Annotated in this window: 26 protein-coding genes; 20 read left to right on the forward strand and 6 right to left on the reverse strand. The window is 66.5% G+C overall.

What is annotated here, in order from left to right:
• Positions 1–14: 14 nt before the first annotated feature.
• The 3 genes from rad50 to Harman_RS14765 form a co-directional block, all read right to left on the reverse strand.
• Positions 15–2,690: a DNA double-strand break repair ATPase Rad50 gene (gene rad50 / locus Harman_RS14755; RefSeq protein WP_137684542.1), complete on the reverse strand. Its 2,676-nt coding sequence runs from the start codon at positions 2,688–2,690 to the stop codon at positions 15–17.
• Between the two features lie 13 nt (positions 2,691–2,703).
• Complete coding sequence (gene mre11, locus Harman_RS14760) at positions 2,704–3,960, reverse strand: DNA double-strand break repair protein Mre11 (protein WP_137684543.1); 1,257 nt, start codon at positions 3,958–3,960, stop codon at positions 2,704–2,706.
• A gap of 84 nt (positions 3,961–4,044) precedes the next feature.
• Positions 4,045–4,404: a hypothetical protein gene (locus tag Harman_RS14765; RefSeq protein ID WP_137684544.1), complete on the reverse strand. Its 360-nt coding sequence runs from the start codon at positions 4,402–4,404 to the stop codon at positions 4,045–4,047.
• Between the two features lie 179 nt (positions 4,405–4,583).
• Here Harman_RS14765 and Harman_RS21255 point away from each other — a divergent pair, with 179 nt between their 5' ends.
• The 13 genes from Harman_RS21255 to Harman_RS14825 all read left to right on the forward strand — a co-directional run bounded on the left by Harman_RS21255 (position 4,584) and on the right by Harman_RS14825 (position 17,896).
• Positions 4,584–4,724, forward strand: a complete 141-nt coding sequence (locus Harman_RS21255; RefSeq protein ID WP_160140694.1) for a hypothetical protein — start codon at positions 4,584–4,586, stop codon at positions 4,722–4,724.
• 88 nt (positions 4,725–4,812) lie between these two features.
• Positions 4,813–5,340, forward strand: a complete 528-nt coding sequence (locus Harman_RS14770; protein WP_137684545.1) for a DUF7310 family coiled-coil domain-containing protein — start codon at positions 4,813–4,815, stop codon at positions 5,338–5,340.
• The gene (locus tag Harman_RS14775; RefSeq protein ID WP_137684546.1) at positions 5,337–5,810 is read left to right on the forward strand and encodes a DUF7311 family protein; all 474 of its coding nucleotides are present in this window, start codon (positions 5,337–5,339) and stop codon (positions 5,808–5,810) included. The genes Harman_RS14770 and Harman_RS14775 overlap by 4 nt, the downstream gene beginning before the upstream one ends.
• Complete coding sequence (locus Harman_RS14780; protein ID WP_137684547.1) at positions 5,803–7,665, forward strand: ATPase, T2SS/T4P/T4SS family; 1,863 nt, start codon at positions 5,803–5,805, stop codon at positions 7,663–7,665. Before Harman_RS14775 ends, Harman_RS14780 begins: the two co-directional genes overlap by 8 nt.
• Positions 7,662–9,407, forward strand: a complete 1,746-nt coding sequence (locus Harman_RS14785; RefSeq protein WP_137684548.1) for a type II secretion system F family protein — start codon at positions 7,662–7,664, stop codon at positions 9,405–9,407. The genes Harman_RS14780 and Harman_RS14785 overlap by 4 nt, the downstream gene beginning before the upstream one ends.
• Before the next feature lie 34 nt (positions 9,408–9,441).
• Positions 9,442–9,903, forward strand: coding sequence for a DUF7283 family protein (locus tag Harman_RS14790; protein WP_137684549.1), 462 nt, complete (start codon positions 9,442–9,444; stop codon positions 9,901–9,903).
• Positions 9,884–10,279, forward strand: a complete 396-nt coding sequence (locus tag Harman_RS14795) for a DUF7285 family protein (protein ID WP_137684550.1) — start codon at positions 9,884–9,886, stop codon at positions 10,277–10,279. Before Harman_RS14790 ends, Harman_RS14795 begins: the two co-directional genes overlap by 20 nt.
• Positions 10,276–11,145 (forward strand): DUF7284 family protein, encoded by an 870-nt coding sequence (locus Harman_RS14800; RefSeq protein ID WP_200830907.1) that lies wholly within the window; start codon positions 10,276–10,278, stop codon positions 11,143–11,145. The genes Harman_RS14795 and Harman_RS14800 overlap by 4 nt, the downstream gene beginning before the upstream one ends.
• The gene (locus Harman_RS14805) at positions 11,133–14,141 is read left to right on the forward strand and encodes a DUF7286 family protein (protein ID WP_137684551.1); all 3,009 of its coding nucleotides are present in this window, start codon (positions 11,133–11,135) and stop codon (positions 14,139–14,141) included. Before Harman_RS14800 ends, Harman_RS14805 begins: the two co-directional genes overlap by 13 nt.
• 50 nt (positions 14,142–14,191) lie before the next feature.
• Entirely contained in the window at positions 14,192–14,620 is a 429-nt protein-coding gene (locus tag Harman_RS14810) for a DUF5791 family protein (protein ID WP_137684552.1), read from the forward strand.
• Positions 14,617–15,507 (forward strand): SDR family oxidoreductase, encoded by an 891-nt coding sequence (locus tag Harman_RS14815; RefSeq protein WP_137684553.1) that lies wholly within the window; start codon positions 14,617–14,619, stop codon positions 15,505–15,507. Before Harman_RS14810 ends, Harman_RS14815 begins: the two co-directional genes overlap by 4 nt.
• A 48-nt stretch (positions 15,508–15,555) precedes the next feature.
• Positions 15,556–16,740, forward strand: coding sequence for a DHH family phosphoesterase (locus Harman_RS14820; RefSeq protein WP_137684554.1), 1,185 nt, complete (start codon positions 15,556–15,558; stop codon positions 16,738–16,740).
• A 70-nt stretch (positions 16,741–16,810) separates the two neighbouring features.
• A complete protein-coding gene (locus Harman_RS14825) occupies positions 16,811–17,896 on the forward strand; it encodes an aldo/keto reductase (RefSeq protein ID WP_137684555.1) in 1,086 nt (361 codons plus the stop codon).
• Here the strand turns inward: Harman_RS14825 and Harman_RS21605 are convergent, their stop codons facing one another.
• On the reverse strand, positions 17,897–18,067 hold the full coding sequence (locus tag Harman_RS21605) for an HVO_0758 family zinc finger protein (RefSeq protein ID WP_004517187.1): 171 nt from the start codon (positions 18,065–18,067) through the stop codon (positions 17,897–17,899). It abuts the gene before it with no gap.
• A gap of 119 nt (positions 18,068–18,186) precedes the next feature.
• Here Harman_RS21605 and Harman_RS14830 point away from each other — a divergent pair, with 119 nt between their 5' ends.
• The 5 genes from Harman_RS14830 (at position 18,187) to Harman_RS14850 (ending at position 22,555) form a co-directional block, all read left to right on the forward strand.
• On the forward strand, positions 18,187–19,323 hold the full coding sequence (locus Harman_RS14830; RefSeq protein WP_137684594.1) for an MFS transporter: 1,137 nt from the start codon (positions 18,187–18,189) through the stop codon (positions 19,321–19,323).
• Between the two features lie 32 nt (positions 19,324–19,355).
• On the forward strand, positions 19,356–19,826 hold the full coding sequence (locus Harman_RS14835; protein ID WP_137684556.1) for a DUF7109 family protein: 471 nt from the start codon (positions 19,356–19,358) through the stop codon (positions 19,824–19,826).
• A gap of 147 nt (positions 19,827–19,973) precedes the next feature.
• On the forward strand, positions 19,974–20,594 hold the full coding sequence (locus Harman_RS14840; protein ID WP_137684557.1) for an NUDIX hydrolase: 621 nt from the start codon (positions 19,974–19,976) through the stop codon (positions 20,592–20,594).
• A gap of 74 nt (positions 20,595–20,668) precedes the next feature.
• The gene (locus tag Harman_RS14845) at positions 20,669–21,451 is read left to right on the forward strand and encodes a DUF7388 family protein (protein WP_137684558.1); all 783 of its coding nucleotides are present in this window, start codon (positions 20,669–20,671) and stop codon (positions 21,449–21,451) included.
• On the forward strand, positions 21,452–22,555 hold the full coding sequence (locus Harman_RS14850; RefSeq protein ID WP_137684559.1) for an NAD(P)/FAD-dependent oxidoreductase: 1,104 nt from the start codon (positions 21,452–21,454) through the stop codon (positions 22,553–22,555).
• 30 nt (positions 22,556–22,585) lie between these two features.
• Here the strand turns inward: Harman_RS14850 and Harman_RS14855 are convergent, their stop codons facing one another.
• Together Harman_RS14855 and Harman_RS21610 are read right to left on the reverse strand one after the other, a co-directional pair.
• Complete coding sequence (locus Harman_RS14855) at positions 22,586–23,134, reverse strand: Hsp20/alpha crystallin family protein (protein WP_137684560.1); 549 nt, start codon at positions 23,132–23,134, stop codon at positions 22,586–22,588.
• Positions 23,131–23,289, reverse strand: coding sequence for a DUF7559 family protein (locus Harman_RS21610; protein WP_004591253.1), 159 nt, complete (start codon positions 23,287–23,289; stop codon positions 23,131–23,133). Before Harman_RS21610 ends, Harman_RS14855 begins: the two co-directional genes overlap by 4 nt.
• Before the next feature lie 105 nt (positions 23,290–23,394).
• Between Harman_RS21610 and Harman_RS14860 the strand changes: the two genes are divergently transcribed.
• Together Harman_RS14860 and Harman_RS14865 are read left to right on the forward strand one after the other, a co-directional pair.
• Entirely contained in the window at positions 23,395–24,192 is a 798-nt protein-coding gene (locus Harman_RS14860) for a DUF429 domain-containing protein (RefSeq protein ID WP_137684561.1), read from the forward strand.
• A 69-nt stretch (positions 24,193–24,261) separates the two neighbouring features.
• Positions 24,262–26,184 carry an ABC transporter ATP-binding protein gene (locus Harman_RS14865; protein ID WP_137684562.1) on the forward strand — a complete coding sequence of 641 codons (1,923 nt, stop codon included), beginning with the start codon at positions 24,262–24,264 and terminating at the stop codon, positions 26,182–26,184.
• The last annotated feature ends 25 nt before the right edge of the window (positions 26,185–26,209 follow it).

A 26,209-nucleotide genomic window follows, 5' to 3' on the forward strand; every position in this document is an offset into this window, starting at 1 on the left:
CTCTGTGACTGCGGTCAGGCCAGTTCCGCAACCGTCGCTTCGACCTGCTCGACCCGCGAGCGGTTGGTCGTAGCGTCCTTTTCCACGCGGACGAGGTCATCGGCCGCACCGACCAGTTCCTCGTCGTGGCTGACCACGAGAATCTGTTCGACGCCGACCTCGTCGCGCATGTACTCAACGAGGTCGAGCAGTTGCGTGACGTGGCCCGAATCCAGGAACACCGTGGGTTCATCGAGGATGAGCGGCGGCATCGGCGCTGCGCCCTCGATGCCCTCTGCGAGCAGGCGGTAGATGGCACACCGCAGGCTGAGGTTGAACAGCGCCCGCTCGCCGCCCGAAAGCTGTTCGGGCTCCAGCGGTTCGCCGTCCTTTTGATACACCGTGAGCTGGTACTGCCCGTCGAGTTCGATGTGGGAGTACGAATCGTTCTGGTACACCAAGTCGAACGTCTGATTGAGCATCCGTTCGAGCGTCTCGACGTTACGCTGGCGCAGTTCCGCCCGGAGCGTCCCGTACATCTCCTGTAGTTGTTCGGTCTCCTCGTACAGCGTCTCGAGCTTTTCGAGGGTCGCTTCCAGGTCCTTGCGTCGATCCCGTAGCGACTCTAGCTCCTCGATTTCGTTCGTGACGCCGCCGATGGCGTTCTGTAGTTCGTCGCGTGTCTCGCGTTTCTCCGCCAGCGCATCCTCGGCCTGGTCGATGTACGTCTCCGCCCGCTGTTTCTCGTTTCGGGCCTCTTCGATGCGCGCCTCGTCGAACGACTCCGCGAGGTCCTGTTTTCGCTCGCGCTTCTCCGCGAGCTGGTCGCGGCGCTGGTCGTTCAGTTCGGCCTGCTGCGTGCGCTTCTCGCGCAGCCGCTCGATGTCGTCGTCGCAGTCGTCGATGTCCGCAAGCAGGTCTCCGACGCGCTCTAAGCGCTCAATCGACTGCTTGACCTGCTGGCGCTCCTGATTGCACTCGGCGACGACCGAGCGGCAGTCCTCGGCCTGCTCGCGGGCTTCGGCGGCTTTCTCGCGTTTCGTCTCTGCTTCGGACTCGTGTTCTGATGCTTCCTCGCGGAGCGTCTCGATGCGTTCCTGGTCCGCGTCCAACCCGTCCTCCTTCTCTTCGACCAGTTGGAGGATGTTTGAACGGTTGTTTTCGAGTGTCGATAGCTCGGTCGCTGTCTCGACCAGTTCCGTCGCCGTTTCGTGTTTGGATTCCAGTTCCGAAACGTCCTCGCGGGCGTCCGCAAGCGTCTCCTCTAGCTCCGCGATTCGCTCGCGGTCGTCCTCGATGGAGTCGACGTGTGGCGACTCGCTCACGTCCTGCCCGCATTCGGGGCACTTGCCTTCTTCCAGCAGCGCCTCGGCTTCCGCAAGCGACTCGCGTTCGTTCTCCAGTGTCGTCTCCAGTTCGGTCACCCGCTGTCGAGCATCATCAAGGTCGCTGGCAACGGATTCTTTGTACGATGTTGCCCCGTCGCGGTCCGTCGGCGCGTCCTCGAACCTGGCTTCGAGGCCAGCGATTTGGTCGTCGATGTCGCTGACCTGCTCGCGGCGCTCGGCGATTGTCTCCCGCGCAGATTCGATGTCGGCTTCCAGTTCGTCGGCCTCCTCACGCTTGTCCTCGGCTCGGGATTCGAGGTCGGCCGCGCTCTCGGCCAGCGCGTCGGCCGTGCTGCTGTGTTCCTTGGCGTCGACGCGCTGGTCCTCGATTCGGCTCTGTAGTTCGTCGTCGCGGGACTGCAACTCGTCTAGCCGCGCGTTGACGGTATCGGGGTCCGGCTCCGAACTGTCGAGGTCGGTTTCGGCGGCCGTTTCCGAGAGCTCCTCCCGCAGCGATTCCCGCTGGTCCTGCAGGTCGCTGATCTGCTCTTTGAGCTCGGTCCGTTCCGTCTCTGTCTCGGTAATCGTCGTCTCCAGTTCCTCGATATCGTCTTTCAGCGCCGACAGTTCCTCGCGCTTCTCCTCGTACTCTTCGAGCACGGAGGCAGCCTGTGTGAGCGTCTCCTCGGCGGTGGCCTTCTGGTCCTCGATGTGCTCGATTTCGTCCTGCAGCTCCGACTCCTTCGTTTCGAGGCTGTTCAGGCGCTCGTGGAGGTCTTTTTCCTCTTTCTCCTCGATTTGTTCGTCAAGCTGTGAGAGCGCCCCCTGTTTGTCATCGCGCACGCGACCGACGCCGACGCGGGCGTCGCTGGCCCGCTCGCGGTACTCCTCCAGTTTCCCCAGTTGCAGGAGGTCATCGAGCATGTCCTGGCGGTCACCGGGGGAGGCGTTGATGAGCTTGTTCACCTCGCCCTGGCGGACGTAGGCGCAGTTGACGAACGCCTCGCTGTCCATCCGCAGGAGTTCCGTAATTCGTCGGCGCACGTCGCGCGCCCCTTCGTAGTTCCCTTCGGGCGTCTCAAGGACGCATTTCGCCGTCGTCGGTTGTGCTCCGGTCGCGCGGACCCGTCGCGTGAGGTGGTAGTCACCGCCGGCGTGGGAGAACCACAGTTCGACAGTGCAGTCGTCGGCCCCAATGGTGACAACGTCACCGAGGTTCTCATCTAGTGCTTTCGAGCCGTACAGCGCGAAGAAGCAGGCCTCAAGCAGGGAGGACTTCCCGCTCCCGTTGAGCCCGTGGATGACAGTCACGCCGCTGTCCAGCCGCAGGTCGGCATCGTCGTAGCACTTGAAATTAGATAGCTTGACGCGTTCGAATTTCATCGTTTGTCCTCCATTACAGGAACTCCTCGACGCTCGCCTGACCGTCGCCGTCTGTGCCATCGGCCTCGTTTACCGTTGCTCCGCCGTCGGTGTCGCCCTGGTCCCCGCTTGCGTCCGCGTCTGTGCCGTCTGCTTCGTCGCTCGCGGTCCCATCAGCACCGGCTGCGAGCGCATCCGAATCTTTCGAGAGGAGGTCACGTACGTGCCGCTCGACCTCGTCTTTGACGTTCGCGTCGGCGACCTTCGAGGCGCGGATCGTCTCGTCGATGTCGTGGGCGGCCTCGCTCAGTCCGAGCTCGCGGACGCGCTCGGTGACGGCGTCGTCGGGGTCGGCGAAACTGATGTCCGTTTCCTGCTCCTCGGCCGTGATTTCCCGGTGGTCAGTGACGCGGGCCACGAGCGCACCTCGATCCAGCGCGAACGATTCGACGCTGGCCGGGGTGACCGGATCGCCGTCACCGCTGATGGAGACGATAACGACGGCGTCTTCGAGGTCGTGCTGACCGACGCGGCTCCGGACGCGCTCGACGCCCTCCTCTGGCCCGAGTTCCACGTCGACGAAGACGAACTCGCGTGTATCGAGGCCTCGTCGAGTGATCCGGACCTCATCGTCGAAGGTGACGATGTTGTAACCGCGGTCCTCACGTTCGCTTGCACTCGCGCGCTCGGTCGATCCGCAGTAGGTGACCCAGGCGTCTTCGACCTGCTGCTTGCCGGGGTCGTGGTTGTCGCCGAGTAACATCGCGTCGAAGTCGACCGACGACTCGGACAGAATCGCTTCAGCGTCCCAGTCGCCGTAGTCGAAGGGCTGGAACAGGCCGTGGGTGACTAAGGCGGCGCTGTCGGCGTCGTGGGGAACGAAGTCGTAGTCGAGATCCTCGCGTTGCGAGCGCGGGACGAAATCGAGACCGTAGAAGGCGGTGTCGCTGATGACGGTCGGCTCGTCGTCAAGCCGCGTCGCCAGCCCAAGTGACTCGTACAGGTCGAGCCACTGGGCGTCCCGCTTTGCTTCGTGGTTTCCCACAACGGCAAGAAACGGAATGTCAGCTTCAGAGAGCTCTTCGAGAACGGTCAATGTGCCCATGATGTCGGCCAGAGCCGGGCGTCGGTCGTGGAACAGGTCACCGGCGTGAACGACGGCATCGGCGTCGTCCGCGATGGCGTCCCGGACCACCTGCCGGAACGCGTCGAGGAAGTCGTCCCGACGGTCGGGGACGTTGTACTGCTGATACCCGACGTGGGTATCGCCGGTGTGTATCACCCGTGTCATTTGCCCACCGGTAAGCCAGCGCCACCTAAAGAGGTATCGTGACCGGAGTGAAAGTGGTCGACGACAGCGCGGTCGGCTCGATGGCTATACTTCAACGTCAGCCCCTGCCGCGGCGTCCCGATACCGCCGGAACGCCCGCAGCGCCGCCCGTCCCTCGTCGGCCAGTCCACTTACTTCGTGTTCGGCCTGTTCGACTGCCGCTTCGAGCCGCCCGACGCCGAACGTCTCGACGAAGGCGACCGCCGCATCAAGGTCGTCGGTCGCAGCTGTCGCCTGTTCGATGACCGTCCGGTAGTCAGCGTCGTTTAGCTCATCGGTGGCCGTCCGACCCACATCGCTTGTGTTCCGGTCGGCCAGTTGGGTAGCTCCGCCCTCGTCGTCGCTATCGACTTCACCGTCGGCGAGCGCCGTGAGCGCCGCCTTCACCTGGTCGCTATCGGCCATGGGCCGACGTGGTCCCGGCATCCGGTATAAACGCTCGCTTGCTCCGGACCAGTCCATGGTCTGTTCGATCCAGCTCCGTTACCCGAACTAGTTGAAGAAGGATACAGTTTAGTAATCTGACCGATTTGGTAGGGCTAACGCTCGAGTGTCGATACCGCTCGGCGAGACCCACGCAACTGATGCCCACCACAATGCCACTGACCAGATTTCGCTCCGACGACCGAGCGCTCTCGTCGATCACAATCGTCGCGCTGCTGATTCTGGCGACCCTGCTCATCTCCGTTGTCCTCGCGCTATTCATCCTCGACATGGGTGTGTGAAGCTGGGGACCGCTTGGGGCGAAGGTCGGTCCGTCCCACTCGACCGCCGTCCGAGCGTTCAAGTACCAGCACGGGGCCAAGGCCAGGCATGACGGACATAGAGACACTGGCCGAACGGCTCCGTACGGTCGAACGCACAATCACGGACGGAACAACGGAGTTCCCGGAGGTGACCGAACTCGCAGAGTTAGAGACTCGTATAGAAACCATCGAACAGCGCGTCGACGACATCGGCGAGCGGACAGCGGACCTCGAAGCGGCCACGCAGGCTCTCCGCGGGTACGTGGGGAACATCCGCTCGGTCAACGAGGATGTCGAGCAGCGTGCCGACGCGGCGCTGGCGGCAACAGACCGTCTGGAGACGCGACTCGACGAGGAACTGGCGTCAGGGCCGGCGTCCGATCCATCGGCGACGCGGGCCGAGCAGTTACGCAGGGAGACAGCACAGGGGCATCCAAGCTCGTCGAATAGCGATAGCCAGACAGAAACGGCCGCCACGACCGGTCTCGCAGCCGAATCACGGACCGATTTCTCCGCTATCACCGACGGCGGCGACCCTGAGGAAAGCGAGCCGACGGACTCGGGACTGTTCGGACGCATCCGCGCGCTGCTGTGATATACCGGCTGGTCATCGCTGTCGCAGTCATGACCGCACTTTTCGGTGCGGCGGCTCCGGCACTGTCGACGGCCCGGGCAGACGCGGCAAGCAGTGTGATGGAACGTCAACTGAGTGAGCTGGCGGCCGAACTGGCGTCGCTGGTCGAGACTGATGCCGCCACGGCGGACGGCGATGCGCAGCGGACAGTGGAGATACGATTCCCGGCCCGGACCTACACGAACGCCGGCGTCGACTATCTGCAGTTCGAGACGCGGGCCGGCGACGGCGTCGCGTCCTGGCAGGTCGGATCCCGAAAGCAGACCGAGCGATTGGTCGAGACGCCGATTCGAACGACAGCGTCGGTCGAGCGTCTCGAAGAGCCCGGAACACATCGGCTCGTGTTCGTCCTGACTCGGGCCGACGGACAGCGAGCGCTGACTGTCCATCGATTTAAGTCCGAAGCCGCGGCGAAGGGTGGCTATGCGTGAGTGGCTCTTCGGATCGGCGACGGCGTCTGCCTGTCGCTGTGAGACAACGGTTGAGGGTGACCGACTGATAGTGACAGCGGACGACTGTCCGGGCAGCGGTGACCTCGCCCAGTCGGCTGACTGCCGGACAACAGTCGTCAGTTCGCTCGCAGCGACCGGTGTCGATACCGTCGTCACCGAACAGGCCGGACAGGAGCGGGTGTACGTCGACCGGGCGGCAGCGGTGCTCACCGCGGCCGGCCGGTTCGCGACCAGGGTCGCCTCGCTGGATGATCGCCTCGCAGAACGTGCCCGGCGCGACCCAGTCGCCGCAGCGACGGAGGCAGCCGGTCGGGCAGGGCCGGTCGCCGACCTTGCAGCGGAGACCGGGCTGACGGTCGCAACCGAGGGCCTCGACACCAACGAACAAGCCCTCGCCGCCTACACTGGACCCAAGATAAGTGACGCCCGTATCGGAGTGACGCCACCAGCGGACGCAGCGCTTCGGGACCAGCGAACACTCTCAACGGATGCTATCGTTCGGCGATACGACACAGCCGGTGACGAGCTACCGATGTACCACATCGAGCCCCGCGAGCAGCGGTTCGACACGTCGGCGACGGAGACGCTCATGGAGGCATACGAACAGGTCGCAACCGCCGCCGTCGATGGCGGTTGTCATCCCTACGACGCAGCGGGCGAGGTAGCCGACGACGAGACGACGGCGACCGCTGTCGGTGCCGTACTGGAGAAACACACCGGCGGGCTCGGGGTTTTAGAGGACATCTTCGCCGACGAGCGGGTGTCCGACGTGTTCGCGACAGCCCCGGTCAGCGACACGCGGCTGCGGGTGCGTTGCGGCGGTGAGACCATGCGGACTAACGCCCGCATGACGCCGTCGGGCGCGAAGACGCTGGCGTCCACCTTCAGACGGGCGAGCGGGCGGGCCTTCTCGCGAGCCAATCCGACGCTCGATGCGACTGCGACGGTCGCTGACCGGCAGATACGTGTCGCCGGCGTGAGCGAGCCGGTCAGCGACGGGCTCGCCTTCGCCTTCCGCGCCCACGACAGCGACGTGTGGCGACTGAGTGACTTCGTCGACAACGGGACGATGCCGGCCCCTGTCGCCGGTCTCCTATCCGTCGTCGCGGAACGTGGCGGGGCCTGCCTCATTGCTGGCCCCCGAGGTGCAGGCAAGACGACGACGCTGGGCGCGCTGCTCCGGGAGATTCCGCGCGATGTTCGAACGATCCTCATCGAGGACACGCCCGAACTCCCGGCGTCATCGCTGCAGGCCGACGGCCGGGACGTGCAGGCGCTTCGGACTGCCCGCGGGGAGGGACCGTCGGTCGACGCGACGGAAGCGCTGCGGACCGCACTCCGGCTCGGCGAAGGCGCGCTTGCCGTCGGTGAGGTCCGCGGCGAGGAGGCCGGCGTCCTCTACGAGGCGATGCGCGTCGGCGGCGGTGACGGGGCCGTCCTCGGGACAATTCACGGCAACGGTCCTGGGGCGATCCGGGATCGGCTGGTGTCGGACCTCGGCGTCCCGGTTCAGTCGTTCGCCGCGACAGATCTCGTCGTGACGCTGGCTCCACCCGCGTCGGAGCACGGTCGCGGAATAGCCTCTATCGCGGAGATCGTCCCCCACGGTGACGATGTCACATTCGAATCGCTCTACGAACGCGATGGGCCGATAGCGACCGCCACCGGCCGCCTCAAGCGCGGGAACAGCCGTCTGGTGGAGTCGCTCGCCGAACCGGGCGAGTCCTACGCGGAGGTATTCGATGCTATCGAGGCACGAACCGAGCGGTTCGTCGATTCCGTAGCTGTCGGCAACCAGGCGCGTGAACACGCTACAGAGAGGGGGCAGCCGTGAGCCACACGAACGGTTCAGACGACTCCGGTGATAGTATTGGCTCACCAGCAGTTCGTCGCCTCGTATCCGTGCTCGCGATGGCCTATCCGGGTACTGTCGAGGTGCCCAACGATTACCGGCGTGCGTGTCGACTGCTCTCGCTCCCGGTTTCACCGGAGGCGGTACTGACGGCGAGTTACGGTATCGCGCTGTGTGGCTCCCTCCTCGCGACAGTTGCCGTGTTGCTGGCGAGTGGCGCACTGGCGACAATCGCAGTTCTCGGACTCCTCGTCGTGTCTCTGGGAACCGCGGCGCTGGGACGGTACGGCGTCCCGTTCGCCGCGGAGGCAAAACGCATTCGAACGCTGGGGGCCGCACCTTCGCTCGTCACAACGCTAGTCCTCGGGGCGACACTGTGGCCCAGCGCCGAGAGAGCGACCGTGTTCGCCGGCGAGGCTGGGAACGGGCTGCTCGCCGCACGGTTAGACGAACACCACCGCCGGGCCACGGGGACACCGCGGAGCGGCCTAGAGACCTTCGCAGCGGCCTGGAGCGACCGCTTCCCGGCGCTCGAACGCGCTGTCGGACTGGTCGAGAACGCAACGGCCGCTCCGGCTGAGGAACGCCCGGAGGTTCTCGAACGGGCGCGAGAGTGTATTCTCGACGGGACACGCGACGAAATGGCGGCCTTTGCGGCCTCGCTCCGCGGGCCGGCGACCGGGCTGTACGCCGTTGGTGTGCTCCTGCCGCTGGCGATGGCGTCGCTGTTGCCCGCCGCCGCTGCCGCGGGCGTTCCCGTGACTGGGCCTGTGCTGATCGGGACCTACGGCGTCGTGTTGCCCGCCGCGCTGCTGGTCGCCTGCTGCTGGCTGCTGGGCCGGCGACCGGTCGCCTTCCCACCGGTGACGGTTCCGTGGAGCCATCCGGACGTGCCGGACACGGTGCTCCCGGCGGTTGTAGCCGGCATTGCAGCGGGGACCGCTGGCTGGTTTCTCGCCGCCGCCCTGGTCGCTGAATGGGCGGCACCCATCGGCGCACTCGGAGCCGGCGTCGGGAGCGCGCTCGTCGTCCACTACCGGCCGGTATCCGCGGTCCGCGACCACGTCACCGCCGTCGAAGCGGGTCTCCCGGACGCGTTGTCGGCCGTCGGTCGCCGGCTGGACCGCGGGCAGTCGGTGGAAGCCGCGCTCGTCGAGGCCGTCGACGAGACGCCCGACCCAACCAGTGGCGTCATCGAGGCCGCCGTCGCCAGACAGGAGCGACTCGGTACCAGCGTCGAGGGGGCGTTCCTGGGTCCCGGCGGCGCGCTCGCTGACGTTCCGAGCCACCGGGTCCGTCGGGTTGTGACCCTGCTGGACACGGCTGCGACCATCGGACCACCGGCAGGGGAGTCCGTGACGACGATGGGCGAGCACCTGGACGCGCTTCGGGCCATCGAACGAGAGACGCGTCGAGATCTCGCACAGATAACCGAGACGCTGTCGAACACAGCCGCACTGTTCGGCCCGCTGGTCGGCGGCGCAACTGTCGCACTGGCCGGATCGATGGGCGGCGGCGAGCAGTTCGAGACGATCCCCAGCGCTCTCCTGGGGACGGTCGTCGGCTGGTACGTGCTCGTACTCGCCGTCCTGTTGACGGTGCTGTCGACGGGCCTGCATCGAGGCCTCGACCGTGCGCTTGTCGGCTACCGAACCGGCCTCGCGCTCCTCTCGGCAACAGCTACGTTCCTCGTCGCCGTCGTCGCCACGGAGCTGCTGGTCTGAGTGTTTAAATGGGAACACGCGACCAGGGCTGTCCATGTTCGAGACACACGTCGATACGCTGTATCTCTGGGTCGGCCTGGGGACGGTGAGTATCGCTGTCCTGGGGGTCGTCGTCGGCCTGCCGACGACCGCACCGCCGGACGCGACGGGAGCGGCGGCGACCATCGACGAAGTCACTACCAGCCCGGCAGGGTCCGTTACACACCGAGGTCTGATCGCCGAGGAATGGATACTCACCAACCGGGAGATACGCCTTCGCAACGACGGCGGGACAGCCATTGCCCGGCTGATTCGAGCAGTTGTCCCGGCACGGACCGACCAGCTACGGGCAGTGCTGGACGGGAAGCGCCCCGCTGGTGCGTACGACACACCGGACACGTTCCGCCGAGACATCCGTGAGGTCCGGAACGCAGACACTGACTGGCGGCCGGCCCCCGACCAACTGACGGTCAGGCACGTCGCCTGGGGAGGGACCGATGTCACCATCGTCGGCTAGGGCGACGACGGAACCGCTAGCCGCGCTCGTGGCCGTCTTCGCCGTCACTCTCGGCGTGTCGCTGTACGCTGGCGTGCTGGACGACGCGTTCGGAACGCTGGACGACGACCGCAACATCGCCACACCGACCGCTGACGCCGTGGAACAGCAGATAACCTCGGCGGGCATCGTTCAGCCGGAACGGCTCAGTATGGGACTCGATTCGATGCCGGCGAACTACCACGGCAACGCAACCGTCACCGCGACGACCGGCGAGCGGTGGAGTGCTGGCCGAGAGCCACCGAACAGCGCCGACACCGAGACCAGAACGGTGAGCGTACAGGTCGAACCGGGTTCGGTCCGCCCCGGAACGCTCGCCGTGCGAGTGTGGCGATGACCCGGGCGATGAGCGCCGTCGCCGACGTGACGGTGTTTCTCCTGCTCGTCGGGGCAGCCGCGGGGGCCGTCACAAGCGGCGTCGGCGTCGACCAGCCAGCGACCACGAACCCCGCGGCGACACAGGCGTCGACGCTGGCGACGAGTACGGCGAGCGTTGAGTACGACTTGGTGGTTCCGGCGTCCGATGGCCGCAAGCCACCCGAGGATGCCACGCTTCGACGGCGAACCAGCCACGGGACCGTCGCGGAACTGCTCGGCGAGGCAGCGATGAGCGGCGTCACCGTCGACGGCGAGCGGCTGTCACGCACCGGAACGGACTTCGAGTCGAAAGTGGGGGCGACGACGCGTGACAGGCTCCACAGCCCGGGGCACAGAACGTCTGTCCGCGTCGCCTGGTCACCGTATCCAGGTGCGCCTGTCAAAAGCGAGTATCGTGTCGGTGACCGGCCGCCTGCTACTGTCGATGTCCGAGCCGCGACGGTGACGGTACCCAGCGGGATGGGGAATATCTCGGAGCCGGTCCACGAAGCAGCGGAGACGGCCGGCTATGACGGCGTGGCGACAGTGGTGGCCCGGAACGTCGTCGACGGCCTGTTCCCACCGACGCAGTCGAAGTACGCGCTCCGGGGCGATTACCCCTCAGATGTGCTGATGAGGGCACGGTACGAGCGCATGGCTGAACTGACGGATGCTGGCGTCGCCGTTGAACACCAGTCGACGGCCGAGATGAACCGTGAACTGACCGCGGCGCTCGCCGCGCGACTTCGAGCAGACATGCGGTCACGGTACGAATCGCCCGAGGACGCCGCCAGAACCGTCCGGACGAGTCGGGTCCGCGTGACCGTCAGGACGTGGTCACCGTGAGAGACGACACCCGCGGTCGGGTCCCGTTCTCGCTGCTCGGCGTCCTCCTGCTGGTAAGCAGTCTCACGCTGGCCCCGACATTCGTCACCGAACCAGCACCGAGCGAGACGGCCGTCGAGCGGGCGCTAAATCAGGCGACAGCGGAGACACAAGTCGCCGTGCGCGACGGTGTCTCGGCAGCCGGTCGGCGGGCGGCGGCGAATCCGGTTGTGACGCCCGCCGACACACCCATCGGTCGGGTGCTGAACGACTCGACGGCGTTCCGGGACTCGCTCCGGATCCGCGCGTATCTCCAGGTCGCGGACCGACTGGCGGAAGTCAACGGTCGGAGTGGCGACGTGACTGTGACAGCGAGTCTCCCAGAAGTTGCTAACGCGAGCGACCTCCGAGCAGCGAAACACCGCGTCTCGGTCGAGCGTGCCGGACCGAACGGGACCGCGATGCGGGCGATGGTCGAGAATATCGTGCTCACGGTCCGGCGGAACGGTGAGGTCGTTTCGACGCGGCACGTCTCGCCGACTGTCGTCGTTCCGACGCAGGCGCTCATGCTCCACGACCAGGTATCGACCTACCAGACGCGGCTGAACAACGGCCTAGACAAGCCGGGCCTGAGCCAGCGGATGACGGCGCGGCTGTATCCGATTGCGTGGGCGAGAGGATACGCACAATACGGCGGCGCGGGCATCGAGAACGTCGTCGCGAACCGACACGTCTCGCTGGCGGCAAACGGCGCGCTGCTGGGCGTCCAACGCGCGACCTTCGGACGTAGCGACCCCGCCGGACGGCGCGCGCTGAAAGAGGCAACAGCGGTGACCGGAATCGAAGACATCGTTCGGGGCAGCAGGGGCACCGCTGCCTCCAGCACCGTGCTCGATGAGGCCGAGTACAAGCCGATGAGTGAGACGCCGCCACGTCCGAGGACCACCAATCGACCGGGGCCGGGTCCAGAGGATTCGATGACCGTCGGCATCAACGGGACGGCCGAGAGCGTGTTCCGGACCGTCACTGTCCCATCGACGCTTAACGAGACACTCGAAGACGCCTACACCGTCGAGGTCGCGCTGGAAGTCCACAAGTCCAAGCGTGACGGGGGACCACCGGGTAAGCCGCCGTCGCCGGGCTCGAACTGGACACTGGTCGGCGACCGGACGACTGCCTCGGTAGTAGCGGTCGGGAACGCCAGCGACCGCGTCGGAACGCCAGACGGCTGGCACACGGTCGAGACGTTCAGCCGGACCGTCGAGCGTCGGTACACGCGGACCGGTGTCTGGCAGAGCGGTCCGGACCGCACATACACCACCGCGTCGAGTACCGCGCGCTATCGCGTGTCCGTCGCCGTCGTCGGCCGGCACCACGGCCGCTCGCCGGCACCGAACCGCTCGATTCGGACCGCCCACGACGCGAGGGCAAGCCCGCTCAATGGGTCGAACCTCGCTGACGTGGAACCGAAAGCCATGGACACGCTCGTCAGTGATGCTGGCGGTCGGGATCGAGTCGCCGAACGAGTCGTCGCCGACAGCCTGGGTCGGACGGAGGCAACAGTGACGGCCGACCGACCGCCGGAACTGGACGACTGGGTGTACCGGGATCTGATGGGCCTGCGTGCGTCGGTCCGGAACACGACCGTCTCCGTCGAGCGAGGGAGCGTCGGGACCTTCGAGACGAATCCGCCACAGGAACTCCGGGAGCGGCTGATGCAGCGACGGGCCAACCTCTCGGACGTGCCGGACACCTACGACAGCACGGCCCAGAAGGCACGCATCGCGGCCCGACTGACTTATCTGGACGCGGTATTGACGGAGTTAGATGCGCAGGCGACGGCGCGGGACGGCAACCGCAAACGAGTCGACACGCAGCTAACTGAGCGCACCGATGGCTCGCTGCGTGCCCTCCGAAAAGGGTTAACGGCCCGCGAGACTCGCGCCGCCCGGTCCCGTCCAGTCCCGGTCGGCCCTGCCGGTCCCGTCAGAACGCGGGTCGATACGCAGACCCCGTATCTGACGCTGGCTGAACTGGACGAACGCCGGTATCGCGCGCTGGAGGGCAGCGAGCACCCGCTGGTGGCACGGAACGCGAACGTATTCACGGTCCCGTACGGCGATGCCGCCGACGCCGTCGTTGGCGGAGCGTTTGAATCGGTCGACAGGGTACGCCTCGCAACGGCGGCGAACACGCTCGCGGCCGCGAACGAGACCCTCGAAAACGAGTCTACTACCACGCTCGCCGCCAAGCGGGACGACCTCCGGGGGGAAGTACGGGTAGCGAACGGGGAGATGACGACACAACTCTGGCTGGCAGTCTCCCAGCATACCGACGCCGGAAAGGGAGAGAGCAGAGCCATCGTGGGCGAGGCGATGTCGGCATGGGAGACCCCAGAGGCCAGAGCGCTGGCGCTGACCAATGGCTCCGCCCAAGAGCGGGTCGTCCGTGTCGCCGGTGGCCGACTGCACCTCACACGAGTCGAGCGGGACCGGCTCCGCCTGACGCTGCTTGCGGTCGATACCCCGGCGACGAAACCGACGCTGGGGTCGACAAACGGGACCGCCTCGGCAGTCCGGACCGTCGCAAAGGACGAACTGAGCAAGGCACTTGCCGACGCCGGCAAACAGAGGGCCCAGCGGATCGCAAAGAAGCGACTCGGGACGGACAGGCTTCCAGCGGGACTGCCGCTGGCACCGCCGGTTACCCCGTGGTACGCGACGGCGAACATCTGGTGGGTGACCGTCGAGGGCGAATACGCCAGGTTCGCCGTCTCGGCGAACCACGGGTCGCCGGGCGACCCCGGCGCACGGACCACCTACGCCCGCGACGGGCACAACGTCACGCTCGATGTGGACGACGACGGAGCGGCCGAGCGGCTGGGTACCGCCGACCGGGTCTCGTTCAGGGCCGATACGGGCGTCGTCGTCGTGGTGCCGCCCAAACCGCGCGGGGTCGGCGACAAGGACGGGAACGCCGTGGAGGAATCGAGCGGGTGGCCGGACGCAGGCAACTAAACTCGGGTCGCATAACCGAAGTAAAATACCCCCGGGCCATACCGACGCGCATGCTTAGAGGCGAATTTCCCGATGCCGGCGAGCAGTCGGCCGAGGAGTTACTGGCGGCCTACGGAAATGTGCTGGCCGAGACAGTCGAGACGGTCGGCGTCGAGGGCGTCGTCGACGCGACTGGCCTCAACCGGGCGACGGTTGAGTTGTTCGCCGACGGTGATATCGCCGACCGAACGCTCGATGAGGCAGTCGCCGTGCTGGCGACCGGCCCGGACCGACCAGACGCCGACGCGTTGCAGGCCGAGGCACAGGATATCCTCCTGATGGGGATGACGACGGCGGTGATGGACGTTGAATCGCTAGCTTCGGGCATCGACGACGAACTGGAACCGAAGGAAATCCAGCAGAAAATCGAAGGACGCTACCCGGTGACACTGTCCGAGTACGCCCTCCTGCACAGCCACATCGAGGGGGAAAAGCGGTGACGGCACGCGTCGCCATCCTGGGCTGTGGCTACGTTGGTCTCGAACTCGGACGGCAGTTGCGGGACGACCACGAGGTCGTTGGCGTTCGTCGCTCGGATGACGGTATCGCGGCTATCGAGGACGCCGGCTTCGAAGCGGTCCAGGCCGACGTGACCGACCCCGAGTCGCTGTCCGCGGTGCCGGACGCCGACTGGCTCGTCTTCGCCGCGAGTTCCGGCGGCCGCGGTGCCGAGGCCGCCCGCGAAGTGTACGTCGAGGGACTCCGGACGGCTATCGACCACTTCTGGTCGCGGGCGAACCCGCCCGAACGACTCGTATATACTTCCAGCACCGGCGTCTACGGCGACCACGACGGCGCATGGGTCGACGAAGAAACGCCGCTCGACCCACAGACCGAGAAGACCGAAGTGCTGGCCGAAGCGGAGCGGATCGCCCGTGAGCGCCCGGTAGAACACGGCGGCCACGGCACAGTCGCTCGCTTCGCTGGTCTGTACGGTCCGGACCGCTACCGACTGGAGCGGTACCTGGAGGGACCGGTGACGGCCGGCTATCTGAACATGGTCCACCAGGCCGACGCGGCCGGCGCGGTCCGACACATCCTGACCGAGGACCACCGCGACGAGGTGGTGCTGGTCGTCGACGACGAACCCGTCGAGAAGTGGGCCTTCGCCGACTGGCTGGCCGAGCAGTGTGATGTCCCGTTCCCGCCGAAGCAAACGACCGAGGAACGGCTTGCCGACGACAGCCTCTCGGCGACGGCAAAGCGCCGTATCCAGACCAGCAAGCGGTGTTCGAACGACCGCCTGCGGAATCTGGGATACGAGTTCGAATACCCGACCTTCCGGGAGGGGTATCGCGACGCCGTCCGAGAGTACCGGCAAAACTGACGATATCGGGGCGAACTTTATTATTGACAGGCTGGCGAACAGCGTGGTATGACTCGCGTTGCCGCCGGCGGGTTGCAGATCGGCGCCGCCGCGGCGTACGCTAGCGAGAACCCGCTACTGGTCGCTGGTGTCGCTGTGGCGCTCATCGCCCTCCTCGGTGCTAGCGTCTGGCTGTATCGGTATCTCAGCCGGACGCCCGGCGAGCGACTGCGCCGCGTGCTGACGGAGTACGACGAGATAGCGGTGTTGATGCACCCGAACCCGGACCCGGACGCGATGGCCTCTGCTCTGGCCGTTAATCAGCTCGTCGCCGGCACCGACACGTCAACGTCGCTGCTGTACTCGGGGGAGATACGCCGCCCGGAGAACCGGGCCTTCCAGACGGTCTTAGACCTGGATTTCGACCACATCGAGGCAATCGATGACATCGACGAGGAGGCAGTCGTCCTCGTCGACCACAACACCGCACGCGGGTTCCCCGGTGCGAAGGAGATCGAGCCGGTGGCCGTCATCGACCACCATCCCGGCAACGGAACCGGCGAGAAGTTCACTGACGTGCGGTCCGATTACGGGGCCTGTGCGACCATCTTTGCGAGCTACTTCAATCAGTTGGAGTTCGAATTCAGCGACACGCAGGGGAGCGGGGGTATCGACATCGACACGGCCCCGGCGGACACCATCCCCTGTGCGCTCGCGACGGGGCTGATGTACGGCATCCAGTCGGACACCAAGTCGCTGACCAACGGCTGCCAGTCGGAGGATTTTGCGGCCGCTGCGTTCCTTTATGAAGGAATGGACAACGACCAGCTCAACCGTATCGCAAACCCGCAGGTCGACGCCGAAGTACTGGACGTGAAATCCCGGGCAATCAAGGACCGCGAGGTACGGGCACCCTACGCGTTCAGCGATGTCGGCAAGGTGTCGAACACGGACGCGATTCCACAGGCCGCTGACGAACTGGAGACGCTGGAGGGGGTCTCGGCGGTCGTTGTCGTCGGCGAGAAGGAAGGAACCATGCGCATCGCGGGCCGCTCCCGGGACGACCGCGTCCACATCGGTCGAGCGATAGAAGCCGTCGTCGACGACATCCCGATGGCCGAGGGCGGCGGCCACGCCCGGATGGGTGGCGGCAAGGTCCCGGTCGAACACATGGCGGGCCTCGGCCCTGGCGACGGCATCTCCCGGGAAGACTTCCGCGAGCGGGTGTTCGACGCGATGTCCGGCGAGCTGTAACCAGCAGATAGGTCGCACCCACAGCGCGGTGAATCTCCGCCCTTTTGTCGGAGCCCCACCAACGCCGGGTATGGCCACACGGGAGGCGACCTGGGCGTACCGGGACGACCACGACGAGTTCGCGCGAACGTTCTACCGGCGGTTCGGTGACGGTGTCGTCTCCAGTATCGGCGTCGGCACGTACCTGGGCGACCCGACCGATGAGCGAGACGACCAGTACCACGATGCAATCGTCACGGCGCTTGAATCGGGCATCAATGTCGTCGATACGGCGATAAACTACCGCCACCAGCGCTCGGAACGCGTCGTCGGTGATGCCGTCGCGGACGCGGCTGTGGACCGCGAGGCGATCACCGTTGCGACAAAGGGGGGCTTCATTCCATTCGACGGGGAGCGCCCGGACAACCCGGGCGCGTTCGTCCGGTCGGAGTACCTTGACACCGGCACCATCGACCGCAGCGACCTCGTGGCGGGTCAGCACTGTATTGCGCCCGACTACATCGACGACCAACTCGACCGGTCGCTGGCGAACCTCGGACTGGACACTATCGACCTCTACTACGTCCACAACCCGGAGACGCAACTGCAATCGAACTCCCGCGAGGATGTCTACGACCAGTTAGAGGCGACCTTCGAGCAACTGGAGGAGCGAGCGGCGGCCGGCGACATCAACCACTACGGTGTCGCGACGTGGCAGGCCTTCCGCGTGCCCGCCGACCACGACAGCTACCTCTCGCTGCCCGAGGTCGTTGAGCGCGCTCGGGCGGCGGCGGCGACGGTCGGCAACGCGGCGACGCATCTCCGGGCGATTCAGTTGCCGTTCAACGTCGCGATGGCCGACGCGTTCACCGTCGAATCCCACGACGGCGCGGAAGGGCCGCAGTCGGCGCTGTGGTTCGCCCACGAGGCCGGCCTGGACGTGTTCACCAGCGCTTCGATCATGCAGGGACAACTGGCAGCAGAAATCCCGGACGACGTAGCAGCGAAGCTCTCGGGTGAGACGAGCGCACAGCGTGCTATCAACTTCGCACGCAGCGCGCCGGGCGTGACCTGCTCCCTTGTCGGCACGGGCTCGGTCGAGCACGCCCGGGAGAACGTCGATGCGGGACGGTACGAACCGCTCGGTGCGGACGCGTTCGACGCCGTTTTCGAGTAGCTAGCTGAGCTCCTTCCACTTGCCGTCACACTCGGGACAGACGCGCACCTTCCCGACCTCGTCCGGGTCGTTCTCCGTTGCGAGCGGTTCGTCACAGCTGGTACAGGAGAGCCGTCCGTAGTTGTCTTTCTCGACATCGCCGGCGCGGAGGGCCTTCCTCACTGAGTCCATACCTGCCAGTGTGCTACCCGCGTGTAAAAACCCCGTGGCGGCGTTCCGGAACGTTGTTCAGCTTTTCCCGCCTATCGCCGGTCGTGTCTCGTCGCCGTGTCTTCGGATCGCTGCTTGGGTTGGTGTTTTGCATCAACCTCGCCAGAGTCGTCTTTGCGCCCCTTATCGAACCGATTCGGGCGACAACGGGTGCGTCCGACGCGACGCTCGGACTGCTCGCGACGATGGTCTGGGCCGGGAGCGCCCTCCCGCGGATACCCACCGGCGTCCTGCTGACCCGGATATCGCGGGCGAAAGTCATCTTCGGCTCCGGTGTCGTGCTGACGCTCGGGACGACGTTCACCGCGCTCGCGTTCGACCCGACGCTGTTGCTCGTCGGCGCGTTCGCCATGGGGATTGCAAGCGGCGTCTACCTGACCGCGGCGAACACGCTGGTCAGCGAACTGTATCCGGAGCGCCCCGGCCGCGCGCTCGGGCAACACGGCGTCGCCTCACAGCTCGCTGCCGTCAGTGCGCCGGCCTTGATTTCGTTCGTCCTCATCGTCGGGACGTGGCGGACCGCGCTGCAGGGGATCGCCGTCGCCGCAGGGCTGATAACCGTCGCCTTCACCATCATCGCGAAGCGGTCCTCATTGCCCGACGCCGGGAGCGAAGACAGCGACCTGCTCGGGGCGGCCCGCGCCCAGTGGCATATCATCGCTACAAGCGTCGCCACCATCGGCGTCGCGGGACTGGTCTGGAACGGCCTGTTCAACTTCTATGTCACCTACGCCACGAGCGTCGGTCTGACTGCGGGGTCCGGCCGGATGCTGCTGTCGCTCGCGTTCGGAGCCGGCGTGCCGGCCTTCTACATCAGCGGCCGCCTGGCCGACCGCCTCCCGTCGATTCCGTATCTCCTGACGATACTGGCGGCTTTTACCGGCTGCGTGCTGGTGATGCCGACGCTGACCGGCTTCTGGTCGCTGGCCGTCTTCAGCGTCGTCGTCGGCTACATCATCCACAGCATCTTCCCGGCAGTGGACGCGTACCTGCTCGGGTCGCTCCCGGACCGCCACCGCGCGAGCGCCTACGCCACCTACGGCGCGGGCATGATGGTAATGCAAGCCCCCGGAAGCGCGCTCGTCGGAAGCTTGCTCGACGCCGGCGTCACGTTTCCAACGCTGCTTCGCGGCATGGGGCTGGCGTTGCTCGTCGTCCTCGTTGCCATGGTGTCGCTGCACCTCGACGGCCGACTGCCGAGCGCAGCCCGAGCCTAAAGGCTGAAGCCGCTCGGTGCCGCGTCACCTGTATGGACCTGCCACCGGACGAGCTGGCCGGCGTCGTCGACCTCTTTGGCTCGCTCACCAGGACGGAGCTTGTCGACGCCTGTGGCGAACTCGCCTTCAAGCAGGGCGTCGACGCCGACCCGGACGCAGTCGCGGCGGCCATCGACGACGCTATCGACTCGTACCACCTCGTCGCCGTCGACGACCACGCCGCAGACACCGACGAAACGCTGCTGGTAGTCGGCCCGGTCGCGTTCCCGGCCCTGCCCGATGGCGCGGAAGACCTCCCGCACATCATGGACGTGCCGTCCCGCGACATCTCTCGTGACGCCGTCATCGAGGCCGTCAAGTCCCGGTTCCGAGAGGACGCAGTGATGGCCGTCAAGAACGGCGACGAGGACCGCGTGGAGACGTTGCTCGACGTGAGCTACGACATCGAAGCCTGGGAGAACGTCGAGATGGACGCTCTTCGTGATCGGCTCGACGACGTGTGAGAGGTCCTTCGGATACGCAATCGCGGGTTCTATCGGGGAGACGGTTCCGAAGGGCCGGAACGGGGTCGCTGGCGTGCTGCCATTTAATTATACACTTCATGAGACCGAGCCACGCGAATTAAGACGGATCGTTACCTACCAAGAACTATGCAGTTCGACCGGGTCGCGGCCCACGAGCCAGTCGTCGTTGACGATGAGAAACGGGAGGCGGCCGTCATCGCCCCGGTCGTCACGCGGCCGGAGGGCGAGTCAATACTGTTCACGAAACGCGCTGACCACCTCCCGGACCATCCCGGACAGATGTCGTTCCCCGGCGGCGGCCGCGAGCCCGAGGACGAGGACCTGCTGCGGACCGCGCTCCGGGAGGCAAACGAGGAGATCGGACTCGACCCGATGGCGGTCAACGTCGTCGGCCGGCTGGACGACATCAGAACTATCACGCACTACTCCGTGCGCCCCTTCGTTGGGCGGATTCCGGACCGCGACTATCTGCCGTCGGACGAGGAGGTCGCCGAGGTCGTTCCGCTTCCGGTGTCGGAGCTGACGGACCTGGACAACTACGAGTCCGAGCACCGTGACCACCCCCACTACGGCGAGATTCGGCTCCACTTCTTCTACGTCGACGGCTACACCGTCTGGGGCGCGACGGCGCGGATGCTCGTCCAGTTGCTCGAACTGGCGACCGACTGGCGGATGCCGCCCGAGCCGGACCGGTACATGGGGCCGGACGACGACCTGCCGCCGAGCGTGCGCGACGAGGTGGAGTGACGCGGGGCCGTTGGCCGCGCTCGCGCTCGATAACGACAGGATTTTGCGACCCCGCGCCGTTGGTCGCGTACTGGATGACCACGCTTACCGGTGCGACACTCGCGGCCGCCGGCATCGACGCAGTGGCGCTCAAACCCGCAGAAGTCGACGTTTCGCGAGCGGTTGATTTGGATGTCGACACGCTCGCAATCGACTACGAGGGGCCGACCCACATCCCGGAGCCAAACACCATCGAGCGGCTGGCGTCGACCGCCACTGTACGCGTCACCACGCCGGTCCGGGCCGACGGCTTCGACCCGCTGGGCGACGACAGCGCGCTCGACGCACTGCCGGCAGACGCGGGGCGCGTGCTGGTCGCCGGCCACAGCGCGTACCTCTCCGAGGACGAGGCTTCGCGGGCTGTCGCACCGCGACTACGGGCGGCCGTCGACGACGCCAGCAACCCCTGGGTCGGCACCGAGGGCATCGAGCGCCTCGCGCTGGCGGTCGGGGGCACGCAGTACGAACTCCTCTCCCGGACGACGGCTCGCGACGTGCAGACCCTCCGGACGGCCGGCTTCGAGGGGTCGATTGCCGTCTACGCCCCGCTCGTGCTCTCGAACAGCGAGGACGCAGTGCTCGACGCCGTCGGCGACTACGCGGCTCGGCGCGGTCCGGTCCGAGATGCGCTGCCCGACGGCGCACCGACGGACAGCCGCGCGACGGGGCGAGCCAGAGACGTACTCACACAGGCCGTCCGCGACTACGCGCTCGTCGGCTCCGTCGAGACAGTCGCCGAACGAACCGAACGGCTCCGCGACATCGGCGTCGACACTATCGTCGGCTATCCGGCGCGTGGACTCGACCCCTTCCTGTAGATGACCGTCGCCGTCGTCGGCGGCGGGGCCGTCGGCCTGTCCACCGCAACAGCGCTGGCCCGCCGCGGCGCTTCGGTGACGGTGTTCGAACGCGACGAACTGGGCAGCGGCGCGACCGGCCGCGCGGCCGGCCTCTGCTACGACGCCTTCGCTGACGACGTGGACGCCGCCGTCGCCGCGGACGCCCTGTCTCGCTACCGCGACCTGGACCTCTTCGACCCCCAGCCCTACGTCTGGGTCGCGCGCGACGGGAGCGACGCCACGGCCGTCCGCGAGCAAATCGCACAGATGCAGCGAAACGGCGTCGTGGTCGAGACACTGACGCCAGCAGAACTCGGGGACCGCTACCCCGCGCTGGATACCAGCGGTATCGAGGTGGCCGGCCTCGCCCGCGACGCCGGCGTGCTCAACCCCGATTCCGTGGTGGCTACGCTCGCCAAGCAGGCCCGAGCGAACGGTGCGACCATCGAGACGCACACCCCGGTGTCGCTGGCCTCGCCGACGAGCCTCGAAACCCCGTGTGGGACGCGGACGTTCGATGCGGTGGTCGTCGCGGCCGGCCCGGAAACGAAGCCGCTCGTCGCCGACGTTGGCGTCTCGCTCGCGCTGAAGGCCTACCGAGCACAGGCGCTCGTAACCGACCCGGTCGACGCCGCTCTCCCGTCGTTCTACGACGCGACGCGGGAGTTCTACTGGCGACCGAGAGACGACGCGCTGCTGGTCGGCGATGGCGCACACGAGGTCGACCCGGCGGACTGGAACCCGGACGCGGACCCCGAGTTCGTCGACCGGAGCCTCAATCGAGTTGAAGAAGCGGCGGCACTCAGACCGGCGTGTGACCGGGCCTGGGCCGGCCTTTGCACCGCGACGCCTGACGGCGCGCCACTGGCCGGAGAAGTCGTCGACGGCCTGTGGGTGGCGACCGGCTGGCAGGGCCACGGGCTCATGCGCGCACCGGCGATGGGCGACTATCTGGCGGCGGCCGTACTCGACCGCCCGAATCCGCTCTCCGAGCATCTGCCCGGGCGCGTCGACCCGACACGGTTTGACGGCTCCGAGACGTTCGCCGCGCTGGATGACCCGACGCGGGACTGGAACGAGTGAATACGCTGTAAGAAAATATATACTGATTGGTCAGGCGTCGGTCTCGTCATCTTCACCCGCGTCGGCTGAGTCGGCCACATCCTCGTCGTCGGCCGCGTCGCCCACATCAGCCGTTTCGCCGTCCGCATCCGCTTCGTGTCCTTCGTCCGCCCCGCCGTCGTCGGTTTCGACACCGACATCGGTCGCGTCGTCCTCGTCGTGGTCCGTCTCGGCTTTCGGGACACGAACGTGGAGGGTTCCGTTGCTCTTGAGCGTCGCCCGGGCCGTCTCCGGGTCGACGACGGCATCGCCCGGGAGGGTGACGCTCCCGTCGAGTGCGAGCCCGCGACCGGGGTAGCGCATCTCGAAGCCGTCGTAGAAGTCACGGAAGCGGTCGATGCGGACCTCCACGCGGTCGTCGACGTACCGGACCTGAATGTCCGATGCCGTCGTGCCGGGCGCGTCGAAGACGATGAGGTAGGCGTCGTCCGATTCCAGCAGGTCCGACGGCAGCGGCTTGTTCTCCTGGACCCGACCGGCGGCCCGGCCGATGTTCTCGAAGATGGCGTTGCTGATGGACGAACCGATGTCGCGCATCATAGTTCGATTTCGTCGAGGCAGTCCGTCCCGCCACAGTACGGACAGGAAAAGGCCGCGAGTTCGACATCGTCCGGCATATCGTACGTGTAGTGCATCTCGAACATGTCGAGTTCGCAGCTGTCGTCCGTGCAGACGACCTCCATAGTGGCTGGCATACTATTCCGTTGGTCCGTCGGGGACAAACCCCTTACGGACGGGGAAGTGTTCGCTCCGCTCCTGGCAGTCCCAACATTGATGCCGTCACCGCCGCACTCAGAGGTATGAGTGAACGCGTCCTCGGGGTGGACTTCAGCGGCGCAGCGGCCGCTGGCGACGCACTCTGGGTTACGGAAGCGACGCCGACGGAGAGGGGCCTGGACGTACAGCGATGCTACCGCGCGACAGACGAATGGGGTCGGGACCGCGAGACGGCCCATGCCGGCCTCCTCGACCGCATCACGGACGACGATGTCGGGACCGTCGGGCTGGATTTCCCGTTCAGCCTGCCCCAGGCGCTGCTGGACGCGCAGTGTGGGGGGACCTGGTCGGGCTTCGTCGACTGGCTCGCAAGCGGCAGCGGCCCGACCGACCCGGGCTCGCTCTCCGAGGCGTGCCGTCACACCGCCGAGATGGCGACCGGGAGCCGGGACCTGCGCCGGGAGACGGACTTCCGCCGCGGCGCGCTGTGTCCGTACACAAATCGAACCCGCAGCATGACCTTCTACGGTGTCCGGGACGTACTCGGGCCGCTGCGAGACGACGAGACGACAGCCGTCGTGCCGATGCAGGGCTGGGACGCCGACACGCTGGTCGCCGAGGTGTACCCCGCCGCGACGTTCGGCTGGCTGGGCTGCTACCGCGAGGGGTACAAGAACGTCGATGACCCCCGACAGCGCCGGGAAGCGAACGTCGCGGCGGTCGAAGCCTGCAGCGTCACCGTCGGCGAGCACCGCGACACTTACCTCGGGAACCACGACGCGCTGGACTCGCTGGCCGCTGCGGTTTCGGCGGGCCGGCTGGCCGACGGGGCGAGACCCCCTGCAGCAGGCCCCGAAAGCGAAGGCTGTATCTACGTCTGACGACGCAGCGGCGTCACCATCTCCGGGGCGAAGCCCGGCATATATCAGTTTCCGCGCCAACTACCGTCTATGCCTGCCGACCAGGGCGGCTTCGAGGGCGTCCGCGAGAATGTCGACGGCCACCCGATGGTCAAGCTCGTCGGCTACGCTACCCCCTACTGGCTGCGGCTGTTCGTCGGTATCGTCGCGGCGTTCTGTACCCGGTTCGCCCGTCTGGTGCCGCCGATAATCGTCGCCGCCGCCATCGACCGCGTCGTCCTCAGTAGCGGCGAGGCGGGGCTGCTGACCGACGCCGGCCTGTTGCCGCCCGGCGAGATAACGGGCGAAGCTGCCCGTATCGCCTTCCTCCAGCGGCTCGTCGTCATCGCGGCCATCGCGTATCTCATCCGGTCGGCGACGCGTTTCGCCTCCAGATATCTCCTGCAATCGAGCGCCCAGAAGATACAGCGGGACCTCAGAAACGACACGTACGACCACCTCCAGCACCTCTCGCTGTCTTTCTTTGCGAACCACCAGACCGGCGGGATGATGTCGATACTCAACAGCGACATCAACCGCCTGGAATCGTTCCTCAACACGGAGTTCCGTCAGATGATTCGGGTGGTGGCGACCGTCGGCGGTATCGCGGTCATCCTCTACACCTACTCGCCGAAACTAGCGCTCATCGCGCTCGCGCCGGTTCCGATTATCGGCGTCGCCAGCGGCTTCTTCCTCACCTGGATCGAGCCCCGCTACCGCTCCATCCGCCAGACGGTCTCGCGGCTCAACACCCGGCTGGAGAACAATCTCAGCGGCGCGCCGGTTATCAAGGCCTTCGACCGATACGACTTCGAGCGCGAGCGCGTAACTGAACAGAGCCAGGAGTACCACGATGAGAAGGTCGCAGCGCTCCGCATCCGCCGGGCATTCTTCGCCGGCCTGCGGCTGCTGACCGGCATCGTGTTCGTCCTGATTCTATATGTCGCCGGGATGGACTTCATCACGAACCCTGAAAGCGAAGCAGCGCTGTCAACAGGGGCCTTCACCGCCTTCTTCCTCTACATCCGCCGGCTCTACTCGCCGATGCGGCGGGTCGGCAAATCTGCGAACAAGTACCAGCTCGCGAAATCCAGCGCCGAGCGCGTGTTCGGCCTGCTGGGGCAGGAACCCGAGGTCACTGACCCCGCGGACCCCTACGAACCCGACAGCGTCGACGGGGCGGTCGAGTTCGACGACGTGACCTTCGGCTACGGCGACGAGCCGCCGGTCGTCCGCGATGTCTCGCTGGACGTACCTGATGGGGCAACAGTCGGCCTTGCTGGGGCGACTGGAGCCGGTAAATCGACGCTGCTGAAGTTAGTACCGCGGTTTCACGACGTGGACGCCGGAGCGGTCCGAGTGGACGGCGTCGACGTGCGCGAGTACGGCCTCCAGAGTCTGCGGAGCGAAATCGCCATCGTCGAACAGCAGCCATACCTGTTCTCGGGGACGGTCGCCGAGAACATCGCCTACGGGGACCGCGAGGTGCTTGACGCCGAGCAGTCAGATAGTGAGGTGCGAGAGACTGGCTGGGAAACGGCACGCGATCGCGTCCGCGACGCGGCGAAGGCCGCCCAGGCCCACGAGTTCATTCGGGACCTGCCGGAGGGGTACGACACCCAGATCGGCGAGCGCGGTATCAAGCTTTCAGGCGGCCAGCGCCAGCGGGTCGCCATCGCCCGCGCCCTGTTGAACGACCCCGAAATCATCATCTTCGACGAGGCGACCAGCGACGTTGACACGGAGACCGAGGACCGCATCCAGGAGAGCATCGAGCAACTGGTCGCGGACCGAACCGCCTTCGTCATCGCGCATCGCCTCTCCACGATTCAGGACGCCGACCGCATTGTCGTGATGGACGACGGCGAAATCGTTGAACGGGGCAGCCACGCCGACCTGCTCGCGGCCGACGGCGACTACGCCGACCTCTGGCACGCCCAGGCCGACGACCGGGCGGTCAGCGCCGACGACTGACTCGACGGGGAGACTGTTTGCCTGA

It is taken from the genome of Haloarcula mannanilytica, from assembly GCF_005406125.1.
Classification (GTDB): Archaea; Halobacteriota; Halobacteria; order Halobacteriales; family Haloarculaceae; genus Haloarcula; species Haloarcula mannanilytica.

Bases quoted from the DNA above. Each gene is read 5' to 3' on its own strand.
- rad50 (WP_137684542.1), bottom strand. From the start codon at position 2,690: ATGAAATTCGAACGCGTCAAGCTATCTAATTTCAAGTGCTACGACGAT.
- mre11 (WP_137684543.1), bottom strand. From the start codon at position 3,960: ATGACACGGGTGATACACACCGGCGATACCCACGTCGGGTATCAGCAG.
- Harman_RS14765 (WP_137684544.1), bottom strand. From the start codon at position 4,404: ATGGCCGATAGCGACCAGGTGAAGGCGGCGCTCACGGCGCTCGCCGAC.
- Harman_RS21255 (WP_160140694.1), top strand. From the start codon at position 4,584: ATGCCCACCACAATGCCACTGACCAGATTTCGCTCCGACGACCGAGCG.
- Harman_RS14770 (WP_137684545.1), top strand. From the start codon at position 4,813: ATGACGGACATAGAGACACTGGCCGAACGGCTCCGTACGGTCGAACGC.
- Harman_RS14780 (WP_137684547.1), top strand. From the start codon at position 5,803: ATGCGTGAGTGGCTCTTCGGATCGGCGACGGCGTCTGCCTGTCGCTGT.
- Harman_RS14790 (WP_137684549.1), top strand. From the start codon at position 9,442: ATGTTCGAGACACACGTCGATACGCTGTATCTCTGGGTCGGCCTGGGG.
- Harman_RS14795 (WP_137684550.1), top strand. From the start codon at position 9,884: ATGTCACCATCGTCGGCTAGGGCGACGACGGAACCGCTAGCCGCGCTC.
- Harman_RS14800 (WP_200830907.1), top strand. From the start codon at position 10,276: ATGACCCGGGCGATGAGCGCCGTCGCCGACGTGACGGTGTTTCTCCTG.
- Harman_RS14810 (WP_137684552.1), top strand. From the start codon at position 14,192: ATGCTTAGAGGCGAATTTCCCGATGCCGGCGAGCAGTCGGCCGAGGAG.
- Harman_RS14820 (WP_137684554.1), top strand. From the start codon at position 15,556: ATGACTCGCGTTGCCGCCGGCGGGTTGCAGATCGGCGCCGCCGCGGCG.
- Harman_RS14825 (WP_137684555.1), top strand. From the start codon at position 16,811: ATGGCCACACGGGAGGCGACCTGGGCGTACCGGGACGACCACGACGAG.
- Harman_RS21605 (WP_004517187.1), bottom strand. From the start codon at position 18,067: ATGGACTCAGTGAGGAAGGCCCTCCGCGCCGGCGATGTCGAGAAAGAC.
- Harman_RS14835 (WP_137684556.1), top strand. From the start codon at position 19,356: ATGGACCTGCCACCGGACGAGCTGGCCGGCGTCGTCGACCTCTTTGGC.
- Harman_RS14840 (WP_137684557.1), top strand. From the start codon at position 19,974: ATGCAGTTCGACCGGGTCGCGGCCCACGAGCCAGTCGTCGTTGACGAT.
- Harman_RS14845 (WP_137684558.1), top strand. From the start codon at position 20,669: ATGACCACGCTTACCGGTGCGACACTCGCGGCCGCCGGCATCGACGCA.
- Harman_RS14850 (WP_137684559.1), top strand. From the start codon at position 21,452: ATGACCGTCGCCGTCGTCGGCGGCGGGGCCGTCGGCCTGTCCACCGCA.
- Harman_RS14855 (WP_137684560.1), bottom strand. From the start codon at position 23,134: ATGATGCGCGACATCGGTTCGTCCATCAGCAACGCCATCTTCGAGAAC.
- Harman_RS21610 (WP_004591253.1), bottom strand. From the start codon at position 23,289: ATGCCAGCCACTATGGAGGTCGTCTGCACGGACGACAGCTGCGAACTC.
- Harman_RS14860 (WP_137684561.1), top strand. From the start codon at position 23,395: ATGAGTGAACGCGTCCTCGGGGTGGACTTCAGCGGCGCAGCGGCCGCT.
- Harman_RS14865 (WP_137684562.1), top strand. From the start codon at position 24,262: ATGCCTGCCGACCAGGGCGGCTTCGAGGGCGTCCGCGAGAATGTCGAC.